Annotated in this window: 20 protein-coding genes; 8 read left to right on the top strand and 12 right to left on the bottom strand. The window is 39.7% G+C overall.

What is annotated here, in order from left to right; genetic code table 11:
* Positions 1-29 precede the first annotated feature (29 nt).
* The 5 genes from GPDM_RS04640 to GPDM_RS04620 all read right to left on the bottom strand — a co-directional run bounded on the left by GPDM_RS04640 (position 30) and on the right by GPDM_RS04620 (position 5,178).
* Positions 30-503, bottom strand: coding sequence for a HEAT repeat domain-containing protein (locus tag GPDM_RS04640; RefSeq protein ID WP_008429441.1), 474 nt, complete (start codon positions 501-503; stop codon positions 30-32).
* A 117-nt stretch (positions 504-620) separates the two neighbouring features.
* Positions 621-1,859: a cysteine desulfurase-like protein gene (locus tag GPDM_RS04635; protein ID WP_008429439.1), complete on the bottom strand. Its 1,239-nt coding sequence runs from the start codon at positions 1,857-1,859 to the stop codon at positions 621-623.
* 218 nt (positions 1,860-2,077) lie between these two features.
* Positions 2,078-3,040, bottom strand: a complete 963-nt coding sequence (locus GPDM_RS04630; RefSeq protein ID WP_008429437.1) for a TRM11 family SAM-dependent methyltransferase — start codon at positions 3,038-3,040, stop codon at positions 2,078-2,080.
* A 69-nt stretch (positions 3,041-3,109) separates the two neighbouring features.
* Positions 3,110-4,042: a ketopantoate reductase family protein gene (locus GPDM_RS04625; protein ID WP_008429436.1), complete on the bottom strand. Its 933-nt coding sequence runs from the start codon at positions 4,040-4,042 to the stop codon at positions 3,110-3,112.
* Positions 4,043-4,131: 89 nt separating this feature from the next.
* Positions 4,132-5,178, bottom strand: a complete 1,047-nt coding sequence (locus tag GPDM_RS04620; protein WP_008429434.1) for a YkvI family membrane protein — start codon at positions 5,176-5,178, stop codon at positions 4,132-4,134.
* Between the two features lie 205 nt (positions 5,179-5,383).
* Between GPDM_RS04620 and GPDM_RS04615 the strand changes: the two genes are divergently transcribed.
* Both GPDM_RS04615 and GPDM_RS04610 read left to right on the top strand, forming a co-directional pair.
* The gene (locus GPDM_RS04615) at positions 5,384-5,935 is read left to right on the top strand and encodes a TVP38/TMEM64 family protein (protein ID WP_008429433.1); all 552 of its coding nucleotides are present in this window, start codon (positions 5,384-5,386) and stop codon (positions 5,933-5,935) included.
* 113 nt (positions 5,936-6,048) lie between these two features.
* Positions 6,049-6,822: an alpha/beta fold hydrolase gene (locus tag GPDM_RS04610; RefSeq protein ID WP_008429432.1), complete on the top strand. Its 774-nt coding sequence runs from the start codon at positions 6,049-6,051 to the stop codon at positions 6,820-6,822.
* Positions 6,823-6,879: 57 nt separating this feature from the next.
* Here the strand turns inward: GPDM_RS04610 and GPDM_RS04605 are convergent, their stop codons facing one another.
* Positions 6,880-7,656, bottom strand: a complete 777-nt coding sequence (locus GPDM_RS04605; protein ID WP_008429430.1) for a 3-hydroxybutyrate dehydrogenase — start codon at positions 7,654-7,656, stop codon at positions 6,880-6,882.
* Between the two features lie 22 nt (positions 7,657-7,678).
* Positions 7,679-8,998, bottom strand: a complete 1,320-nt coding sequence (locus tag GPDM_RS04600; RefSeq protein WP_008429428.1) for a GntP family permease — start codon at positions 8,996-8,998, stop codon at positions 7,679-7,681.
* Between the two features lie 194 nt (positions 8,999-9,192).
* On the opposite strand from GPDM_RS04600, the gene GPDM_RS04595 reads away from it, so the two are divergent.
* Entirely contained in the window at positions 9,193-10,074 is an 882-nt protein-coding gene (locus GPDM_RS04595) for a LysR family transcriptional regulator (RefSeq protein ID WP_008429426.1), read from the top strand.
* Positions 10,075-10,320: 246 nt separating this feature from the next.
* Here GPDM_RS04595 and GPDM_RS04590 read toward each other — a convergent pair whose 3' ends face one another.
* From GPDM_RS04590 to GPDM_RS04570, 5 genes are all read right to left on the bottom strand, one after another.
* Entirely contained in the window at positions 10,321-11,148 is an 828-nt protein-coding gene (locus tag GPDM_RS04590; protein ID WP_008429423.1) for an undecaprenyl-diphosphate phosphatase, read from the bottom strand.
* 177 nt (positions 11,149-11,325) lie between these two features.
* A complete protein-coding gene (locus tag GPDM_RS04585) occupies positions 11,326-11,922 on the bottom strand; it encodes a class F sortase (protein ID WP_008429422.1) in 597 nt (198 codons plus the stop codon).
* Between the two features lie 13 nt (positions 11,923-11,935).
* Positions 11,936-12,736: a DUF4397 domain-containing protein gene (locus tag GPDM_RS04580; protein ID WP_008429419.1), complete on the bottom strand. Its 801-nt coding sequence runs from the start codon at positions 12,734-12,736 to the stop codon at positions 11,936-11,938.
* A 204-nt stretch (positions 12,737-12,940) separates the two neighbouring features.
* Positions 12,941-13,600, bottom strand: a complete 660-nt coding sequence (locus GPDM_RS04575) for a reverse transcriptase-like protein (RefSeq protein ID WP_008429417.1) — start codon at positions 13,598-13,600, stop codon at positions 12,941-12,943.
* A gap of 134 nt (positions 13,601-13,734) precedes the next feature.
* Positions 13,735-14,391, bottom strand: a complete 657-nt coding sequence (locus GPDM_RS04570; RefSeq protein ID WP_008429414.1) for a potassium channel family protein — start codon at positions 14,389-14,391, stop codon at positions 13,735-13,737.
* A 144-nt stretch (positions 14,392-14,535) separates the two neighbouring features.
* Between GPDM_RS04570 and GPDM_RS04565 the strand changes: the two genes are divergently transcribed.
* The 5 genes from GPDM_RS04565 (at position 14,536) to GPDM_RS04545 (ending at position 20,551) form a co-directional block, all read left to right on the top strand.
* Positions 14,536-15,456, top strand: coding sequence for a PhzF family phenazine biosynthesis protein (locus tag GPDM_RS04565; RefSeq protein ID WP_008429413.1), 921 nt, complete (start codon positions 14,536-14,538; stop codon positions 15,454-15,456).
* Between the two features lie 250 nt (positions 15,457-15,706).
* Complete coding sequence (ade, locus tag GPDM_RS04560) at positions 15,707-17,434, top strand: adenine deaminase (protein WP_008429410.1); 1,728 nt, start codon at positions 15,707-15,709, stop codon at positions 17,432-17,434.
* 409 nt (positions 17,435-17,843) lie between these two features.
* Positions 17,844-18,764 (top strand): cysteine synthase A, encoded by a 921-nt coding sequence (cysK, locus tag GPDM_RS04555; RefSeq protein WP_008429408.1) that lies wholly within the window; start codon positions 17,844-17,846, stop codon positions 18,762-18,764.
* 259 nt (positions 18,765-19,023) lie between these two features.
* Entirely contained in the window at positions 19,024-19,812 is a 789-nt protein-coding gene (locus tag GPDM_RS04550) for an ABC transporter ATP-binding protein (RefSeq protein ID WP_008429407.1), read from the top strand.
* A complete protein-coding gene (locus GPDM_RS04545) occupies positions 19,796-20,551 on the top strand; it encodes an ABC transporter permease (protein ID WP_008429405.1) in 756 nt (251 codons plus the stop codon). The genes GPDM_RS04550 and GPDM_RS04545 overlap by 17 nt, the downstream gene beginning before the upstream one ends.
* Positions 20,552-20,600: the final 49 nt, after the last annotated feature.

Genomic DNA, 20,600 nt, shown 5'->3' with positions numbered 1-20,600 from the left:
TTTTTTTATGTCTGAGTTGAGAACTCGAATTATCTGCGACGTGGTTGCTTAAAAGGAGCAGCTTTCCACTGCTCTTCCAACCAGCTTTCGAAATCTTCGCCTTTATCACCTTTGTACGTATCGTAAATATCGCTACGCATTTTTTGTAGTTTTTCTTTAAAATCTTCGTAAGTGTGGCCAGCTGGCAAACTTTTTTTGATGCGAACAAGTACTTTAGAAGTGTCCTTGATCAAATCATATTTTTTACGCTCTGGCATATGAACATTTTCACCAAAGTTTTTAAGTTGTTTATAGGCAGCTTCCTGCACTTGATAAACCGAATCGTGGTTCATGCGATGCGTCAAAAGATCGATCGTTGGCTCGCTTTTCCATTTGCCAAGCTCTTCAACCGCAGCTAAACGCTCTTTCCAGTTAGCCTGTCGGTTTGCAGCTTTTTTCAATTCGTCATAGTTCGGTGGTAAGTTCGTCGGTTTGTTATCAGAGTTACTGTTCGTTTGTGTCAAAATTTCATTCTCCTTTGTTTATGTCCCTTTGCGGGAAATAACGTGATGCTCTCCGTTGGCGGAACAAGTTCCTTTTAGTATAACATCAACTCGGGCAAAAGGAAAAAAGTCGATTATTCATACTACAAGTGATTTTATTGCATTTAGCAACCGGTCGACTTCTTCTTCTGTACTATAAGGTGCAAGCCCTGCGCGAACCCAACCGCCACTGTCGTTAACGCCCAACACATCACCTAGTGTTGAAGCATAGAAATGTCCAGCTGCTACAAAAATGCTATGTTCTTCCGCAAGCTTTTGGCAAATCTGTCCTGGTTCGATTCCGTTTACTCGGAAAGCAATCGTTGGAGTTTTTGGAACATCTGCTGCAGCTTGTGTAACGGTTACACCAGCGATTGCTGACAAGCCATCGCGAAGCCGATTCGCTAAGCGGTTTTCATGTTTTTCAATTTTTTCGATTCCGCTCACAATGCGTTCTCTTCTCGTTTCCCCGTCGCCAAACTGCGCAAAAAATTCAACAGCCGGAAGAATCCCTGCAATGCCTTCGTGATTTTGCGTGCCGGTTTCCAATTTATCGGGATAATAGCTTGGTGACGTAGTCAATTTGTAAGGCGCCAACTCTTTAAAAATTTCTTCTTTAATTGCGGCGATGCCGATATGTGGACCAAAAAACTTGTAAGCAGAGCATAATAAAATATCAATTTGCATTTGGTCACGATCTATCCGCACATGCGGTGCTGCGTGAACGGCATCGGCTACGAGTAGTGCGCCAACTTTTTTTACTCGTTCTGCAAATGGTTTGAGGTCGACGATTGTGCCAATTGCGTTAGAGGCCATACCGACAGCAACGACTTTTGTTTTTTCATTGATCTGTTGATCTAGTTCCGTTACATCCAATGTTTTTGTTTCTGTATCTACTTTCACCCAGCGTATTTTTAAGCCACGGTCTTCTGCCATCATAATCCATGGATCCACATTGGCGCGGTGGTCCATTTCTGTCACGACAATTTCGTCACCTGGTTCGAAGTTTTTCCCAAGTGCATTGGCGATAGCAATTGTTAATGTAGTCATGTTGGCACCAAACGCCACTTCATTCGATTGGACGTTTAGAAAGTCAGCCACGGCTAATCTAGCTTCTGAAATAACTTCTTCCGTCTCCCAACTAGATGGGAATGCGCCATGAAGATTTGCGCCACCTTTTCTCATATAGTCAGCCATGGCTTCTATTGCTGAGCCTACAACTTGAGAGCCTCCTGGTCCATCAAAATAAGCGACGGTCTTGTCTTTATAAGTTCTAGTTAAAGCTGGAAATTGTTCTCGAACTTGCGTAATTGGAAAAGTCGTTTCAGTAAATTTCATTTTGTGCAACTCCTTTTTGAGTAGGGTACTGTTACCGTATTCAATTTTTTGGTGGAATCTCCTTCATTATTTAGAGATTTTGAAAATACTGTCCGGATTGGCTAAAATACTGTCCGATTTACCCGAAATACTGTCCAAATTAGAGCAAATACTGTCCAATTCACACCAAATACTTGCCAAACCCGATTTCAAACAAAAAACGCCGCTCATCGCGACGTTTAAATAGCTTTTTGACACATGACAATTTCACGTAAGAACAATCCTTTTTTAGCGATGCAACGATCTGTGATAATAAATCCAGCTTCTTCAATCATATGGTCCATCGTCTCGATCGTGACAACCAATAACTTTTCAGTGATTGGATATGCCGCTTTTAAAATCCCCAATTGGTCTGCTGGTGTAGCATGGGTGTATAAATTATAAGGCATGTCAATAATGGCGACATCGTAAGTCGTTTCGATTTCTGCGATTGGACCCATATCTACTCGTCCAGTCAATCCAAAATGCGCAATATTCTCGCGCGATCCTTCGACCACGAGCGGATTGATGTCACGGCCAACAATATCAATGCCCATCGATAACGCTTCGACTAACACAGTACCAATACCACAGCACGGATCAACGGCTTTTACACCCATTGGATTTGGCACCGCAATATTTGCGACCGCACGTGCTACACGCGTGCTAAGTGCTGTTGAATATTCGCGGGGTTTTTTCATATGATGAAACCAAATTGGCTCACTTTGTGAATAGCGCCCCATATACCAACGTCCTTCAAAAGGTATTAATCCAAATGTCACACCTGGATGATGAACATCTGCTTCTCCGGTTATCGCTAAACCAATTTGTCGTTCCACATCTCGTTTTCCTGAATAACCAACATGGTCTTGTTCAGCTAAACCATTGATTTTTAGAAAAATGACTTTGAACGTAGTATCAGCCATATCCACTTCTGCAGCTTGTTCGATAATGTCTTGCAATGTCTCGCCTTCAATCAACACTTCAATCCGCTCTTTAATAAACGGACTGCGGCTTGCGTCAATGCCTACTTTGCTTTTTATAATTTTTTCGTTCGTGTCGTTACCAAAAAAAGAGCGCATTTCCATTTGGCACAATGCTTTTTCGTCATTTGTATAAGCATATGTATAAATATAGTCACCTGTTGCAGTTAATCGATTCAATTCATCCCGTCCTTATCTGCCCCATCAATCAAGACAATATCCCATAAGTATAGCAGATTTAGCTCTTTGTTAGTCGACTTGCTTACTATAATTTGCTTCGATGACTTTGATGATCCCAGTTATCATGTCATTATATGGCGTTAAAATTCCATGCTTTTTTCCAAGGTTCGCTACAGCACCATTAATGGCGTCAATTTCGGTTTTGCGCTTATGTAAAACATCCATTAGCATCGATGACTTGTTGGCAGGAAACTGTTCTTGTCCCATTTTGATGCACTTGGCGATTATTGTTTCTGTTTCAACATGAATGCCTTCTGCTTCAGCAATTTCTATCGCTTCTGTTACAATGCTTCTCAATAAATTTTGACCATCTACCGTATTTAAAATATCGCCATTCCGCAAACGGGTCAGAGCCGTTAATGAATTATATGCAAGGTTAACAAATAGTTTATTCCAGATAACGGTTTGAACATCCTCCGCTAATCTAGTTTCTAATCCAGCGTGATTTAACAGTTCCACAAATTCCGCCAATTTTTCTTGCGCTCTTTTGTCAGTAGGCTGACCAACAAAATTTGTACCAAAGCCGCGGTGAAGGATCTGTCCATCGCTTTCTACACTCGCGCCACTGCCCATCGTTCCTGCGACCAAAGAGTTGTTCGGAAAAATCTCTGCAAGTATTTCCAAATTCCCAAGGCCATTTTGCATTGTCACAAACAACGTTTGTAAACTAAATGAATTTTTTAGTTGAGTTAATACGGCTTTCGTTGCATGGGTTTTTAACATTACCAATACAAGATCGTAGTCTTTAGAAACTTCCTGTACTACCGTTAATGGTATGACAGTTTTGTTGTTATCCTGCTCAATAATGGTCAATCCACATTGATTGATCTTTTCTACGTGTGAATTTTCCCTGTTATATAGAAAGACTTCCGACGTTTGTGTTTTTAAACGCCCTGCAAATAAACTTCCCATGGCACCTGCACCTACGACTAATATTTTCATCGAATTCCTCATTTCCGGTTCTATCCGTTTGACCTGAATATACCACAAAAAAATAACGACCTCTAAAGAGACCGCTATTTCCACTGAAATTATTTACCAGTTTTCCGGATATCTGCAACTACCAAAGTCCCCACTAGCAAAAGACCAAGATAGCCAACAACAGGATAAAGCCAGTTGACGAGTGCTGTAAACCCGAAGAAACTTAATATGAATGCGACGATTCCTGAAACAATTACAAAGATGCGAAAACGCCCTGTCCCCATCTCCATAAATCGTGCTGAAAACGACAGCAACAAGCTAACTGCTGTGTTGTAGATCATCGCGAAAATAACAACAGCTGTCACAATACCAAGGAATGGGGAAATATTATCGGCAAGAGCGAGCATTGGCAAATCTGCTGAGCCCACTACATCGACTTTTGCAAAAATCGCTAAATAACTCAACAAAATCAAAAATCCAAAACTAAGTCCGCCAATCAATCCACCACGAGCAGCAACTTTTTCATCTTTTTCTGCGCCCCCCATCACAAGTGACATCGCTGCACCTAACGCAATGGCTAATGATACATAGTTGATAGAAGATAATAGCCAATGCGGAGTCGCAGACAATTGCGATTTTGCAACAGGCTCTAATTCTGCGAAACTAGAATTCATCGTTAACAAACTAAACACGGTGATTCCAACAACCAATAAAACTAAAAACGGGGTTATGCTACTGATGATGGTAATAACTTTTTTAACATTTAACATGATGGTGAGAATAACGAGGATAATCATGATGCTGGGCCCAAAAGCGGGTGCCAAATCAAATTGTTGTGAAAAAATTGACCCTGCGCCAGCAATCATTACGACAAGAATACCAAATAAGGTGACAATTAACGTATAATCAATGACTTTGCCAAGTACTTTGCCGCTTATCGCATAAACTGCATCTTCATGCGAAATGGTCTGCATTCGACTGCCTAATCGCGTTAGCACCATTCCTAAATAACCAAATAACGCAGTAGCTACAAGAACTGCGCCAAACCCCCAGTAGCCATAACTAGTAAAGTATTGAAGAATTTCCTGACCGGAAGCAAATCCAGCTCCGACTACGATTCCGATAAATGCACTTGCTATTTTTAAACTTTGTTTCATCATCTGCTCCTCTCTATTTTAGAACTGTTATCACAACAGTCTGTAGAAAAGCTCACACGCTGTGATTTTTTTATAATTATTTCTTTTTCCCCATCTGTTTTCTCTTAAACATATATCCTCTAAAAACTTCTATTTCTCTTGCTTTTACAGCGTTTTTGGCTTATCCTACCTTATTAGCAAACACTTTTAGAGAGGTTGGGATCGTATGGATCAATTCGATCAATCCCTCGAAGTATTCATGAACAACGTTGGCTGGTTAGCACCATTTCTTTTTGTGTTATTGCATTTGTTGCGTCCATTGTTGTTCATACCAGTTATTGCCATCTGCATTGCTGGCGGGTATCTTTTTGGATTTTTTGAAGGCGCCTTTTTATCATTTATTGGGTTGACGTTAATGAGTTGGATCTCTTACATACTGGTCAACAAATTTCCAAAGTTTCAAAAAAGAATGGCACGATTAAAAGACAAAATCTTCCCAGACCGTACTTTGTCGGTTCCTCAAGTGATGATTTTGCGTATTATGCCTTTCGTACACTTTCATTTATTATCTTTGTATTTAATCGAAATGACGAAATCACTAAAAGAATACATGATTATTTCTGCATTAGGTTTGATTGCTCCGGCAATTCTTTATACGGCATTTGGCCGTGCCATTTCCCAATTTCCTTGGTACCTCACATTGAGCATGTTTATATTGCTCTTGTTATTATTCAGCTTTATCGAGAAATGGCAAAATTCTCGACCAGACTCTAATTGATAAAATTTGGTGAGCACAACTTTCTGTTGTGCTCTTAATTTTCCCTAAAAGCTATTTTTACTTATGCTTAGGGTATACCTATTAAAACAGCTTATTTATAAAGGAGAATGACTATGCCTGTATTTACACGCAATAATGTAGAATTATTCTACGAAGATAATGGAGAAGGGCAACCGCTTCTTTTGCTTCACGCATTAACTAGTAATTCTGCGATGTTTTATCGTGAAATGGATTTTTTCAAAAAAACTCGTCGTGTAATTGCTATAGACGCTAGAGGTCATGGCAACTCGAGTCGCTTAGAACAATATACCTTACAGGATCATATAGAAGATGCACTTGCGCTTATTGACCATTTAAATTTAACTACTGTTGATGTGATTGGTGTCTCAATGGGCAGTTATATCGCACAAGGCATTGCCATACAAGCACCGCAAAAAGTAAACAAACTCCTCTTAGTTGCCACCAAATCTCATAGCGAACAGGCATCATTAACTGAACTTTTTAATCGATACCCTGAAAAGTTTGATGGTTTGAGCATCCCTGAGAAAATTAGTAAAGCGACTCGTTATATCTATCATGACCAAGAAAAGGTTAAAGAATGGAATAAAAAAACGGCACAAAACAGTCGTTTACTCACAAATAAAGAGCAAGGAATCGCTGGAGACGCTATCAAAGAATTCGACTTCCGCCCGCAGCTGTCTAAAATTACAGCAGAGACATTAGTGATTAGTGGGAAGCACGATGGCTTGAATCCTCCTGAAAAAGGACGCGAAACCGCAGTCGCCATTCCAGGTGCAACATTTATGGAATTTAAACGATCTGGTCATGCTCCCAATGTGGAACAAGACCGGCTATTTCTTGGCGTGACTGAAAACTTTCTTGACTAATTTTTATGAAATTGAAATGAAAAACCCGTCTAGCATATTCACTAGACGGGTTTATTTTTATTGAGCTGTATAGCCACCATCTAAAACGACGGCTTGGCCAGTAACACCTGCAGCTTTATCACTTGCTAAGAACATTGTATAATCCGATATTTCTTTTACAGCCAATAAGCGTTTTTGAGGAATTAACGGATAAAGCACTTCTTCAAATACTTTTTCAAGTGGTACATTACGGGTTTTAGCCAAATCATTCATTTGGTTTCGAACGAGTGGCGTATCCACATACCCTGGACACATAGCATTAACAGTAATGCCATGTTCCGCACCTTCTAATGCGGCTACTTTCGTTAAACCGATAACACCATGTTTTGCGCTATTGTATGCAGCTTTTCCAGCAAATCCTACAAGTCCATTGATTGACGCCATATTGATAATTCGGCCTGATCCTTGTTTTTTCATAATTGGAAATGCATGCTTGCTCGCAATAAATGGCGCCACTAACATAATGCGTATCAATAGCTCATATTTCTCTGTTGGGAATTCTTCAATCGGTGAAATGTATTGCATACCCGCATTGTTAATAAGCACATCAAGTGATCCATAATGAGCCACTGTTTGTTCAATGACATTTATAATATCTTCTTCATCAGTCACATCACATTTGATGCCGATGCAGTCTAATCCTTGAGACTTTAATGTCTCAGCAGCTTTTACGACAGCTTCTTCATTGATATCTGATAATACAATTTTCGCTCCTGCTTTTGCAAAATCACTACTAATTTCATAACCAATTCCACTAGCAGCTCCTGTTATTAAAACGACTTTATTGTCTATCATTATATTCCCTCCAACACTTTTGTTAAATTCCAAATCCTAAAGAAAATAGGATGATGGCGATTGCTAGCCCAAGTAAAGGAACAATAACGGTTACAGCACCGACAGCACCATAGGCAGCTTTATGAGTTTCTCCACAAATTCCACGAATTGTTGTTACGACATAACCATTGTGTGGCAATGAATCCAATGCCCCTGAAGAAATGGCAATTGTACGGTGAAGCGCTTCTGTGTTAACACCCATGTCGATATAATGTGGTGCTAGAAGTGGCAAGGCAATTACTTGTCCACCTGAAGCCGAGCCAGTTAATCCGGCAATAACACTGACAGCGATAGCGCCACCAATTAATGGGCTACCAGGAATGCTAGTCATCGCATCTACTGCTACTTGGAAAGCTGGTACAGATTTCGCAACGCCACCAAAGCCAACTACAGCAGCCGTGTTACCGATTGCGATCAAAGCACCAATTGTTCCATCAGATAAAGCTTTTCCTAAATTCGTGAAGTATTGGCGGTTTAAGAAATACGTTGTAAGAACCCCGCCCAATAAGGCGATGATCAATGCAGATGTTTTCAATGAATCATGGAATACAAACGAAATTCCTAGAACAACAACTAACGGTATTAAGCCCATAATTGGGTTTGGAAGCTTACGATCTTCTATAACCGGATCTGTTGAACGAGCTTCAAAACGCTCGCCTTTGTTAACGGCTTTTTGAATCATGCGTTTTAACCACCAGTAACCAAATACAGCCATAAAGACAGCAACTAAAATACTAACTTCCCATCCTGCATACGGGCTAGTTTTCAAGTATTCAATCGGAATCCAGTTTTGGATTTCAGGTGAACCAGCAGAAGTCATTGTAAATGTTACCGACCCTAACGCTAAAGCAGCTGGGATAAAGCGACGTGGCAAATCTGCTTGTTTGAACAAGCTAAGTGCCATTGGGAAAACCGAGAATGCTACGACGAACAAGCTAACTCCGCCGTAAGTCAAGACAGCACAGGCGATAACAATCGCAAGTACAGCTTTCGATAAACCAAATTTTCCAACTAACCATCTTGAGACGCTATCCGCTGCCCCACTGTCTTCCATTACTTTCCCGAAAATTGCTCCAAGTAGGAACATCGGGAACCATGCAGTTATAAATCCAGAAAAACTTGTCATATAATTTGTTAATAAGTTCGCTTCTCCTTCTCCAACTAATTGTGGAAATAATGGCAGACCACTGAAAAGTGCAACAAATAACGCAGATATTGGACCTGCGATTAATAAGTTCATGCCTCTCATTGTAAAGACGATTAAGAGAACAAGTCCCCCAACCATTCCAATCATACTCAACATCTAAAATCCCCCTTTTTTTCATGTAACGGCAATCCTCTGAAAACGCTTACTTATTTTCTAAAGAAGAGCCATTCAATTTTCTAAATATTTAGTCCTGTTTGCTTTCATTATTGTACAACCACGAAAAGAATAGGTAAAATGAATAATAACTATAAGTTCTATGACAATTAGTTATAGGAAGAAGAGAGGACCCTATGGACATACGACAATTAACTTATTTTGTAGCAGTAGCGAAACATAAAAGTTTTACAAAAGCTGCCCTTGCACTTCATGTAACACAACCGACATTAAGCAAAATGGTGAGAAACTTAGAAGAAGAAATGGAAGTCATGTTGTTTGATCGGTCTTCACGCCAAATCGGATTGACTGATGCCGGCGCAGTTGTTTACGAGCAGGCACAAAAAATTATCCATAGTGTGGATGATTTATCGATGTCTCTTTATGACGTGATGAATTTAAAAAAGGGCAAAATAAAAATTGGGCTTCCACCGGTCATTAGTACCTTGTTTTTTCCAACGATTATCGCTGAATTTCAACGCGCTTATCCTGAAGTCTCTATCGTGTTAGCAGAAGACGGTGCCAAAACTGTTGAACGAAAAGTATATGACGGTGATGTTGATTTGGGATTTGTAATGCTTCCCGTTGATAAAGAGAAATTTGATGTAGTTCCGTTTGTCGATCAAGAAATCAAATTACTAGTTCACGAATCACACCCTCTTTCGCACCATGAAACAATCGATTTGATCGAATTTAAAGACGATCCGTTCTTGCTTCTTAGTAAAGAATTTACATTAAATAGCCGAACAGTGGAGTTTTGTATAAGTGAAGGGTTCACGCCGAAAATCGCCTATGAAAGCTCGCAATGGGATTTTATCGTTGGGATGGTGGAAAAAAACTTAGGTGTTACCTTGATGCCAAAATTAATTTGCGACCGTGTGAAAAATGGACCATTTAAAATGATTTCCTTAACCCACACGTTTCCTTGGAGACTAGGGATAATTATGGCCAAAAATCGATACGTACCATACGTTTCACGTGAATTCATTTCTTTAGTAGAGAAACTACCGAAAGTATGACAGACAAAAAGTGCTTCTTTTAGGAAGCTCTCAGACTGTAGACAAACTCGATTTATTCGAGTTTGTCTACAGTTTTTTTATGGGAATCCATCGCTCCGGTCGCTTTTGGGATGGCTCTCGCGAGAAGCCAGGAAGATCCCCTGTCTTCTCTCTTCGCCTACCCCGTGGACGCGCCTTCGCTAGTGAACAATTCTTTTTTAAGATAGGTAAATCGCTTTCTTTAAAACATAAAACACTTAGTTATGATTATAGAAAAACAATGATAGCTAAAATAGCTGCTAATACGAGTCGGTAAACTGCAAACGGCATCAGCTTAATACGTGCAATCAATTTCAAGAAGAAACGGATCGAAATTAACGCAAAAACAAAAGCTGAGATAAAGCCGACTAGATAAAATGATAAATAGTCCATCGATAAAGTCTCCCAATTTTTCAATATCGACACAAGGCTCGCGCCAAACATAATCGGAACTGCCATGATAAATGTGAAGTCTGCTGCAACTCTATGATTTAGCCCGAACAATACGCCCCCTGAAATGGTGGCACCGGAACGAGAAAAACCTGGCCATAATGAAAGACATTGCACAAACCCAATTTTTAATGCTTGAACATATGTAATGTCATCTAATGAATTTACAGTAGGCTTTTTAGGTCCGAACTTATCAGCAACAATCATTAAAACAGCCCCGGCAACCAATGCATAAATTACCGTTTCCACACCAAACAAATGGTCGTCGATTAAGTCTTTAAAAGCAAACCCTAAAACTATTGCTGGCAACATTCCGATTATTACATGCACTATATTAAAACGCGTATTTGTTTGTTGGCCTTCGATTTTATAAAGACCTATTAAGCTAAATAGCCGTTTCCAAAATACGAAGACAACCGCCAGTATGGATCCAAGCTGAATCACAATTTTAAATGTGTTAGCAGGATATTTACCTAGAAACTCTTGTGATTTCAACCACATATCGTCAACGATAATTAAATGACCAGTAGAAGAAACAGGTGCAAATTCTGTCACACCTTCTACAAAGCCTAAAATTATTGCTTTGAACAAATCAAACCATTCCATGAACTTTATTCCTGCTTTCTGTAAGAAATTATTTTTAGCTACGTTGTCTCACTAAATTTTTTACGATTGTTATTCAATTACTATAAAAACGTTACCCAGATAGAAAAAGTTGCCTTCTAATAGCAAAATAAAAAACGTTGCAATGTGCCTAATACACATTGCAACGTTTTTTTCTGTTTACTCTTCTACCAAGCTTGCATAAACAATTAATCGTTCTTCTCGTGTCCCCCGGTCAAAATCATATGTTCCAGAGCACGTAATCAGCACTAATTCTGGAGAAGAAGTATAACCAAATACTTTGGTTACATCCGCCAAATCCAGGGGAACGGATTCCATCGTGTGGACTTTGAAAGTCAAGGTTTTCTCTTCTCCCTGTATGACCACTTCGTCACCTAGTTGGAGTTTAGCAAGATCCCAAAAAATAGCTGGACCGTCAACACCATCTACATGACCAGCTATAACTGAACGACCATTTTCTCCTGGTACGTACCCTGGCGAAAACCAACTAACATCTTCAATATTATTCGGAACTGCCATTTCACCGTTTTCTGTCACACCAAGATGCTGAACTTGCGCTTCAACATCAATCGCTGGAATTTTTAAGAAGTTTGGCTCAATACCCGTTCTTTTTAATCCGTTAATCGGATTTTCCGTCGAAGCTGCTGGCGCGACATTAACTGAGACAGGCTCAGTTCGTGTAAATCCCACATTTTCCGATCGAACACTTACTTCATCGACTGATTGATGACAGCCTGCTAACAATAAAAGTGACAAGACAATCCAAAGCTTATTGTTGAAATCGTTTTCTCCAAACTAAGCTACTAACTCCGATAAGAACCACTGCTCCTCCTAGCAACAACCACATTGCTTGAGATTCGTTAGGAGTACCAAGACCAGTAGTTGGCATGCCATCTGGCGATTCCGCAGCTTCGTAATCGACAAGCGCAATTACTTCTAATGAATCGACTGTGTTTACTGCAAACACGCTATACACCGTATTTGCTGCTAATTCTGTGCCTTCTAATGGCAAGACTTGCGTACCATCTGGCAAACGAATTTCTAAATCATATGTGTCTGCATCTAATTCTGCATAATCTGTAATTCCTGGGAATTCTGCTCCACTAAACAAAGCGTCTCCACCGATTACGCCAACATCAACTGCTGGTGCATCAGGTGACAAATGTCCAACGCGAACTTTTGCTTTTCCATCTGATACTTCCATTGAATCTTCGGCCACCACAAATTCAATTGAATCCAATGTGTTTGCCGCAGCAACTGTATAAGCTTTTCCAGCTTCTACAGCAAGATCTGCTTGCAATACACCTTCACCTGCAGCATATTCTGTGCCACTTGCAAAAACTTCTACATCATGTGTTCCGGCAGGTACATCTAAATAACCTGAGTCTGCTTTAAAAGGAACGTCTTCTAATGTTAACTCTCCATTGACATAAACATCGACAGCAGGAGCATCTGGAGAAGCATGAACTACTCTAACTTTAGCCATATGACTATCTGCCATCACTCCAGAGGCGAGCAACGAAAATACAAGGACCATAGCGACTGAGAATGAAAATAAGATTTTCTTCATTTTTCCCTCTCCTTCTCTTGTATAGTTTTTGTAAAATTATTATACAATCTATTTATAACCTAATCCTCATAGTTTGGCAATGAATAAATCTGATTATTCTGTTTTTGATAAATAAGTACTAATTAACTGTATATAACTTAGCAATTAAACTATTCATGCACAAAAAAGAACGGAATAACTGCTTCCGTCCGATAAAAAGTAGATTCAATTTAGTATTTCACTTGTTGCGGCAATTGAAATTCCCTTCAATGCCTGGGTCGCTAATTTATCAGCTTCTGCATTTTCTTTACGCGGTGCTAATTGATACTCATCTTGAATACCGAGTTCGTTTAATTTTTCTTTTATTCGCTGTATCCATGGCCCTAATTTATTTTCCATAATTGGCCACTCGCCTTCCATCCCATTGATGACAATCCGCGAGTCTCCAATAAACGACACCACCTGACGCCGTACTTCAAGGTATTCTAATTCTTGAAGACAAAAATAGAGAGCTGCATATTCCGCTTCATTATTTGAACTTAGCTCATCCAATTTTGCATTTGTTCTGCGTCGGTAAGATTTACCGTTTTGTTTATAGTAAATGACACAGCCTAGCCCTGCATCTCCTGAAGAACGCTCGTAGCCCCCATCAAAATAAATTTGAACTTGATGAGGTTCTGCCTCGATTTCTTTTAAATAGGCCTTCACTTCTTTGAGTGTCCAACTGCTGTCAAATTGATCTTCAAAACGAATCTTTTTTACTCTTCCTGTCCGCTCCAAATCTTCAGCAATCTGAACAATTGCTTCAGCTGACATTTCATCTGATGAGAAAACAGTTTCTATTCCTTTAGGAATTCCATATGTCCATTCGATTCGGAACTTCATCTATAGTCCCCCCATCTCTTACAATCCACTAAAAAAACGTTGCTTGTTCTTTATATTATTCCCACTTAGCTTTTTTACTAAACGACAGGCACACCTAAAAAGGTCTGCTAACTTTGGAGTTAGCAGACCTTTTTCTATAAACTTTTTTCTTCTAAGCGCTTCAGGTCATCTTTATGGCCCATTACGATTAATACATCGTCTTGAGCCACCATATCATCAATGGCCGGTGCAATATTGACTTCTTCATGCTTTTTGATGGCTAAAACTATACAATTAAATTCTTTTCGAATATTCATGTCTACTAATGTTTTATTCGCCATTTTCCCAGAAGCAACTAGCTCGATAATACTGTAATCATGAGAAAGATCAATGTAATCGACAATTTTATCGGAGTCCACATGATGGGCAACGCGAATGCCCATTTCTTTTTCTGGCTGAATCACACGATCCGCTCCAACTTTATGAAGAATTTTCTCATGTTGAAGGTCACGTGCTTTTACCCAAACTTTCGGTAAGCCCAGCTCTTTTAACATTAATGTACATAAAACACTTGCTTGGAGATCATCCCCAATAGCTACGATGGCATGTTCAAAATTTCGGACACCTAAAGATTTCAACTGATTTCCATCTGTTGCATCTGCATTTACTGTAAAAGAAGCATATTCTCTTAAGGCATCGACTTTATCTGGATTGGTATCGATGGCCATAATTTCATGCCCAAGGCTATGCAGTTCCTTGCAGACACTGCTACCAAAACGCCCCAATCCAATGACCACTATTTGTTTTTTCACATACTTCCCTCTTCTCTGTTTGACTTCCTACCCCTACTTTATTCTCAAATTGGATGGATTGCAATGAAAGGTAGTGGACTTTTAACTGGCTAACTGATACAAAGAAACTAAGAAAACTAAATTTTCAGATAAAGGAGGATGAAGATGAAGACGTTAAAATATACGTTAGTCGATGTTTTTACGACTCAGTCTTTTGGCGGCAACCAGCTGGCAGTTTTTCATGACGGTTCAAACTTAACAACAAAAACCATGCAACAAATCGCCAATGAACTTAATTTATCAGAAACTGCGTTTATTTGCTCACCCAAAAAGCCACAAAATCAAATCAATCTCCGGATTTTCACACCTCAAGTAGAATTGCCGATTGCGGGTCATCCCACAATTGGCACAGCTTTTGTTATGGCTTATTTAAAGATGCTTCCTACACAAGATGGGATTAATGAATGGATTTTTGAAGAAGAGCACGGAGACATCTCTGTAACCGTCTCTTTAAACAAAGAAAAAATCACCAAAGTTGAAATGATTCAACCGATTCCCGTTTTCGGTGAAATATTAACAAGACAGGCTTTGGTTGCGGATTTACTATCATTGCCAAAGGGAGAATTGGACCCGCGACTCCCCATACAGACCGTTTCTTCTGGGCTGCCGTTCTTATTTGTCCCCCTCCGCTCAATCGCCGCGATGAGGGAAATCAATTTCAGAACGGATGTCTGGGAACGCCACTTTAGTCGTAATCCAGATCGTCAGCACATATTCGCCTTTACAACAGAAACTGAATACGAAGACTCTACTGTTCATTGTCGCATGTTTGCCCCAGCCATGGGCATTTCTGAAGACCCGGCAACTGGCGCTGCTAGTGGTCCTTTAGGGGCGTTTTTAGTAGAACATGGTGCAATTGATGAAAAAGCAGATGGCAATTATGTGATACGGAGCGAACAAGGTTTTGAAATGGGCAGGCCTAGTTTCATCGATATTATGATTAACAAAAACAACCAACAATTCGAAGAAGTTAAAATTGGAGGCACTGCAATTGTTGTCGGGCAAGGAGAGCTTTATGTTCCATAAATTAGATAAATAGATATGCCACTAGCATCTTTACTTTCGCTCTTCAAAGCGGCTAGTGGTTATTTTTGTTGAGTTTTCTTCACGCACCTATTTGCCAAAGCATACTTCTTATTTAAGAATCCCTCAATTATGCTAGAGCAAATTATCCTTCTCCTGTAGAATAAACCCAAGCTTAGTTCTTAAATAAAGACTTACATCGAGTTTGCCTAAATTAAATGCTTTAAATTTATCCCAAAGGAGCCCTAACCATATGAATAAAACTCAGCTAAAAAACCGAATCGATGCTGCTAATAACAAAAGAAAAGCCGATTTGGTAATACGCAATGCTTCAATCGTCAATGTTTTTACAAAAACCTTAACTACAGGTGATATAGCAATAAGTGATGGCATTATTATTGGCATCGGCCATTATGAAGGCATTTATGAAATCGATGCGTCTGGAAAATACATTGCTCCAGGCTTGATTGATGCCCATGTTCATATCGAATCGTCTATGGTCACACCTCAACAATTTGCACAAGTTGTCTTGCCTCATGGGGTAACGACCGTTGTTACAGACCCACATGAAATTGCCAATGTTAGCGGAACAGCAGGTCTCGAATTTATGTTGAAAGATGCAGAATCAACTTTACTCGATATTAAATTTATGTTGCCGTCCTGTGTCCCTTCTACTTCTTTTGAAAATGCAGGGGCCCAACTAACAGCTGAAGATTTAGCACCTTTTTTACAACGCGATCATGTGCTTGGATTAGCAGAAGTGATGGACTTCCCAGCCGTTATGCGGGCAGATGAAGCAATGCTTGATAAGTTGCTGCTGAGCGAGCAAATTGATGGACATGCTGCAGGTCTCACGGAACTTGATATTAATGTTTACGGCACTGCAGGAATATTAACTGATCACGAATGCGTGACAAAAGAAGAGATGCTTATACGACTTGAGCGCGGCATGTACGTCATGCTTCGTGAAGGATCTGTCGCTAAAAATTTGGAAACTTTACTTGAAGGTGTAACTGAACAAAATGCTCATCGTTGTTTGTTCTGTACAGACGACAAACACTTAGATGATTTAATAGAAGAAGGCAGTATCGACTTTAATGTTCGAACAGCTATTAAACAAGGCATTGCCCCAATTACCGCTATTTCCATGGCTAGCTTTAATGCGGCGCAATGCTTTGGTTTGCGACAAAAAGGTGCCATTGCGCCAGGTTATGATGCCGATTTCCTGTTGCTTGATAGCCTCGATGAATTCACCATTTCAGCGGTTTATAAAGGTGGACAAGTAGCAGCACAAAACGGAAAGTACGTTGGCCCAATTCAAAGTAAAAGTGACTCACAAGCTGTGCAGGATACGGTTCGGATTGCAGAATTAGCTCCTACTAGCTTCCAGATTCCTATGGGAAATAGCGAAAAAGCTCATGTGATCGGCATCAATCCCAATAACCTCATTACGGAACATTTAGTTTTAGAAGTGCCACAAGTAGATGGGGCGTTTGTTTCAAATACAGAAAAAGATCTTTTAAAAATGGCTGTGGTTGAACGTCACCGGGCCACTGGCAACATTGGTTTAGGCATTGTTCAAGGGCTTGGTTTAAAAAATGGAGCGATTGCCACTACAGTTGCACACGATTCACACAATATTATCGCTGTTGGCACAACGGATAGAGACATTAAAAAAGCAGTTGAAGCAGTGCAACAAATTAACGGTGGACTCGTGGTGGTGCAAGATGGAGAAATATTAACAAGCGTATCTTTAGCAATTGCCGGATTAATGTCAGAAGAACCATTTGAAACGGTTTACGAACAACTGAAGATTCTTGATGATAGTCTTTTGCAAATCGGAGCACCTACTCATTTTAATGCCTTTTTAACATTGTCTTTCTTATCTTTACCTGTGATCCCTCATTTAAAATTAACAGACTGCGGTTTGTTTGATGTAGCAACTTTCCAACATATTCAAGTAGCTGTTGATAAAGAGTAATGAAAAACCGCAATGCCTTTTGAAGCATTGCGGTTTTTAGCTTTCGGTCACAAGTGGACAAGTTGGATTACTCCCCATTCGTTTAGCGAACCATCATATACAGCCATATTTTTTGGCCAAGTTTATTTAGCATTAAAGCAGTCCATGTAGCAGCAATGATACATAATTTCGGATTATTTAATCGTTTTCAAGCCACTCCATCGTGATGATCAAAGGAAGTTGTTCCATTTTAAGCTCTCCTTTTTAAGCCGACAAAACCAATATGATTAACAAATATGCGTTATACTAGTACAATAAAGTTTAGACTCCAACCCGTCAATTAGAATACATTCACTGACGAACTCGTTAAAAAGAAAAATACAAATAAGCAGATGACAAATACCGTTACTTAAGAAAGGTTGTTTTCTCCATGAAACCATATAATAATATTACTGAATTGATTGGTGACACACCGGTCGTAAAATTAAATCGCATTGTTCCAGAAGGGGCTGCTGATGTTTATGTGAAACTCGAAATGTTTAATCCTTCTAAAAGCGTTAAAGACCGTGCTGCATACAATATGATTAAGATGGCTGAAGAAGATGGCTTACTAAAAGAAGGGGCTACCATCATCGAACCTACAAGTGGCAATACGGGAATTGGTCTCGCTATGGTTGCTGCTGCAAAAGGATACCGCTCTATTCTAGTGTTACCAGATAACGCGACAAAAGAGCGAATCAACTTATTAAAAGCATTTGGTTCTGAAGTCGTCTTAACACCAAGTGATGCAAAAATGCCTGGCGCAATCAGCAAAGCACTTGAGTTACAGAAGGAAATTCCAAATAGTTTCATCCCACAACAATTCGAAAACAAAGCCAACCCAGATATTCACCGGACAACAACTGCGCTAGAAATTTTAGAGCAAATGAACGGCCAATTAGATGCGTTTGTGGCATCAGCTGGAACTGGTGGTACCATTACAGGAACTGGTGAAACCTTGAAAGAACATTTGCCGGAGCTTTATATCGCGGTTGTAGAACCAAAAGGATCTCCTGTGTTATCTGGTGGTAAGCCTGGTAAACATAAATTAGTAGGAACGAGCCCAGGATTTATTCCAAACATCTTAAATACGAAAATATACGATGAAATTATGGCGATTCAAGATGAAGATGCGATTGATATCTTCAAACGAGTTGCTCGTGAAGAAGGTATTTTTGTCGGTCCATCTGCAGGCGCTACCATTTATGCAGCAATCGAAATTGCCAAACGTCTTGGTAGCGGCAAAAAAGTTTTATGCATCGCCCCTGATACGGGAGAACGTTATTTGAGCATGAACCTATTCGAAGAATAGACTCTATCTATATACATTACAAATTTACAACAGCTACTTTTTAACCTCAGCTTATATAATTTTCACTACTAATACAGGCAGACCGGAAATTTCGGATCTGCCTGTTTTTTTTGAATAAAGTATTTCTATCCAGTTGCCCACATACTTTTTACGCTTATTATCGAAATATTTTAATTATAATGTTGACAATACCTACCACTTTACTATACTTTAATATAATATCCGATAGGAAAGGTAGGTTTTACATAGGTGATAGACGATGTTTATTGAAGCAAAGAATATCAACAAAGTTTATTTTGATAAAAACAACAAACCCATTACTGTCTTGGATAATATCAACCTCTCGATTCCAAAAGGACAGTTCATTTCTATTCTCGGCCCTTCTGGCTGTGGAAAATCTACTTTTTTATCGATGATTGCTGGACTTACTAACTCAACATCAGGAGAAATCATCGTAAATGGGAAAAAAGTGGTGAAACCAGGAAAAGACAGAGGGATGGTATTTCAGCAAGCTGCACTGTTTCCTTGGATGAATGTTACTGAAAATGTCATATTTCCATTACGCAAAGAAATATCTAAAAGTGAAGGGTTGAAGCGTGCCCAACACTTTTTGAAAATGGTGCAACTCAGTAATTACCCTACTCATTATCCTCATGAACTATCCGGTGGCATGCAACAGCGTGTGTCAATTGCAAGGTCCCTAGCAATGGATCCTGCTGTTTTATTGATGGACGAGCCGTTCGGTGCACTAGATGAACAAACGAGAAGTCGCCTGCACAGACAGCTGGAGGAAATTTGGATAGATACCCGAAAAACCATTGTATTTGTTACTCACAGTATTTCAGAGTCGATCAAACTGTCTGATCGAATTATTGTGATGGGTACGAGACCCGGAACAATATTGACTGATATTACAGTTGATATCCCTAGACCCCGTGAACAACATCGACAACAAATCGGTGCATTAGAAGAACAAATTATGGCTTTATTGAAAACAGAAATTGACAAAGTCATCGAAGAGGAGCAGTCATATGAAGCCGACAGTTAAACGACTTATCTTCTTCGCTGCACTCATTGTCATATGGGAACTAGGATCTCGTTTTGAACTCTGGCATGAAACCATACTTCCTTCTCCTTTCAGCGTCTATAATTCCTTACTCGCTGGATTTTCGGACATGACACTTGTCTATGACTTAGTGGCTAGTTTTCGCAGACTGCTTATTGGTTTAGCTGCCGCAATTTTAATCGGAACAAGTGTCGGTATTTTACTGGCACGATCAAAGACTGCAGATGACACACTTGGTACATTAGTACTTGCTTTGCAAAGTGTACCCAGTATTGTCTGGCTCCCTTTAGCTATGATGTGGTTTGGACTTGGTGAAGGTTCTATCATTTTCGTTGTCATCTTAGGCGGGACTTTCGTTATGATTTTGAATGTCAGAACGGGTATAAAAAATGTCGATCCCTTATTTATTAAAGCCGCCCGAACTATGGGATCGAACGGCATGGATCTCTTCATCAAAGTTATCATTCCTGCCTCTGTTCCTTATTTTGTTACAGGTGCACGTTTAGCGTGGGCGTTTGCCTGGCGGGCCTTGATGGCTGGGGAACTGCTTAGCTCTGGTCCCGGTCTCGGCTATACATTACGATATGCTTCTGATTTTGGTAATATGTCATTGGTTATCGGAGTAATGATAATTATCGGAGTCGTTGGAGCAATTGTTGACTTGATGATATTCCAACGGATTGAGAAGAATGTCCTTAAGCGTTGGGGATTGGAAACATAAAATTCATTAGCTACTAACAAAACATCTAAAATACATTCAATATACAGGA

Source organism: Planococcus donghaensis MPA1U2 (assembly GCF_000189395.1).
In the GTDB taxonomy this organism is placed as follows: domain Bacteria; phylum Bacillota; class Bacilli; order Bacillales_A; family Planococcaceae; genus Planococcus; species Planococcus donghaensis_B.
This window is presented reverse-complemented; position numbering and strand designations above follow the sequence as displayed.

What these genes read in the sequence shown, in the direction of transcription:
- GPDM_RS04635 (WP_008429439.1), bottom strand. Translation starts at nt 1,859, where the DNA reads ATGAAATTTACTGAAACGACTTTTCCAATTACGCAAGTTCGAGAACAA.
- GPDM_RS04625 (WP_008429436.1), bottom strand. Translation starts at nt 4,042, where the DNA reads ATGAAAATATTAGTCGTAGGTGCAGGTGCCATGGGAAGTTTATTTGCA.
- GPDM_RS04620 (WP_008429434.1), bottom strand. Translation starts at nt 5,178, where the DNA reads ATGAAACAAAGTTTAAAAATAGCAAGTGCATTTATCGGAATCGTAGTC.
- GPDM_RS04615 (WP_008429433.1), top strand. Translation starts at nt 5,384, where the DNA reads ATGGATCAATTCGATCAATCCCTCGAAGTATTCATGAACAACGTTGGC.
- GPDM_RS04610 (WP_008429432.1), top strand. Translation starts at nt 6,049, where the DNA reads ATGCCTGTATTTACACGCAATAATGTAGAATTATTCTACGAAGATAAT.
- GPDM_RS04605 (WP_008429430.1), bottom strand. Translation starts at nt 7,656, where the DNA reads ATGATAGACAATAAAGTCGTTTTAATAACAGGAGCTGCTAGTGGAATT.
- GPDM_RS04600 (WP_008429428.1), bottom strand. Translation starts at nt 8,998, where the DNA reads ATGTTGAGTATGATTGGAATGGTTGGGGGACTTGTTCTCTTAATCGTC.
- GPDM_RS04595 (WP_008429426.1), top strand. Translation starts at nt 9,193, where the DNA reads ATGGACATACGACAATTAACTTATTTTGTAGCAGTAGCGAAACATAAA.
- GPDM_RS04590 (WP_008429423.1), bottom strand. Translation starts at nt 11,148, where the DNA reads ATGGAATGGTTTGATTTGTTCAAAGCAATAATTTTAGGCTTTGTAGAA.
- GPDM_RS04580 (WP_008429419.1), bottom strand. Translation starts at nt 12,736, where the DNA reads ATGAAGAAAATCTTATTTTCATTCTCAGTCGCTATGGTCCTTGTATTT.
- GPDM_RS04575 (WP_008429417.1), bottom strand. Translation starts at nt 13,600, where the DNA reads ATGAAGTTCCGAATCGAATGGACATATGGAATTCCTAAAGGAATAGAA.
- GPDM_RS04565 (WP_008429413.1), top strand. Translation starts at nt 14,536, where the DNA reads ATGAAGACGTTAAAATATACGTTAGTCGATGTTTTTACGACTCAGTCT.
- ade (WP_008429410.1), top strand. Translation starts at nt 15,707, where the DNA reads ATGAATAAAACTCAGCTAAAAAACCGAATCGATGCTGCTAATAACAAA.
- cysK (WP_008429408.1), top strand. Translation starts at nt 17,844, where the DNA reads ATGAAACCATATAATAATATTACTGAATTGATTGGTGACACACCGGTC.
- GPDM_RS04550 (WP_008429407.1), top strand. Translation starts at nt 19,024, where the DNA reads ATGTTTATTGAAGCAAAGAATATCAACAAAGTTTATTTTGATAAAAAC.
- GPDM_RS04545 (WP_008429405.1), top strand. Translation starts at nt 19,796, where the DNA reads ATGAAGCCGACAGTTAAACGACTTATCTTCTTCGCTGCACTCATTGTC.